Source organism: Martelella limonii (assembly GCF_013344475.1).
Classification (GTDB): domain Bacteria; phylum Pseudomonadota; class Alphaproteobacteria; order Rhizobiales; family Rhizobiaceae; genus Martelella; species Martelella limonii.
On record NZ_JABUOU010000031.1, the window covers coordinates 1 to 813 of the forward strand.

The window sequence follows — 813 nt, forward strand, 5'->3', positions numbered from 1 at the left end:
GAGTGCTCGTTTTGATTCAATGGCTTCCTGAAAGGAACCCTTGATGAGACGACGTTTTGATCTGACGGATTTCGAGTGGGCGGTTATCGAGCCGCTTCTTCCCAACAACAGCCGCGGCGTGCCGAGGGTCAACGATCGTCGGGTCATAAACGGCATCCTGTGGCGCTTTCGCACCGGCAGTCCTTGGGCCGATGTGCCGGAGCGTTATGGGCCATACACCACCTGCTATAACCGGTTTGTCCGCTGGCGGAAGGCGGGCGTCTGGGACCGGCTTCTTGCTGCCATTTCCGCCGCCTTTGATGGTGATATCCAGATGATCGACTCCTCTTGTGTCCGCGTCCACCAGCATGGTGCCACCGGTAAAAAGGGGGCTCCAATCGAAGCATGGGACGTTCCAGAGGTGGCCTGACGACAAAAATCCATGCCGTTGTCGATGCCGATGGGCTGCCAATAGACCTGTGTCTGTCAGAAGGTCAGCACGCCGATTGCAGCTACGCCGAGGGGCTGCTGACCAAACTCCACGCGGGCGCAACACTTCTTGCCGATCGCGGCTACGATACCGATGCAATCCGGGATGCAGCAGCGAGACATAAGGCCTTCGCAAACATTCCGACCAAACGGAACCGGAGAAAGACCTTTGCTTTCAGCCGGTTTCTCTACCGCTACCGAAATCTGGTGGAACGCTTTTTCAACCGCCTCAAAGAAGCGCGAGGCATCGCTACGCGCTACGACAAGCGCGCTGACAACTACCTTGCAGCCATAAAGCTCTTCTCAGCACGCATCTGGCTTAAGCATTATGAGTCTACCGCCTAG

The 813-nt window shown here is 56.8% G+C and carries 1 protein-coding gene; it reads left to right on the plus strand.

Annotated elements, in window-relative coordinates:
- Positions 1-40: 40 nt before the first annotated feature.
- Positions 41-813, plus strand: a protein-coding gene (locus HPQ62_RS20895; protein ID WP_244629800.1) for an IS5 family transposase whose coding sequence is annotated in 2 segments (ribosomal slippage) — positions 41-371 and positions 371-813 — 774 coding nt in all. Because the reading frame shifts where the segments join, the coding sequence is not laid out codon by codon here.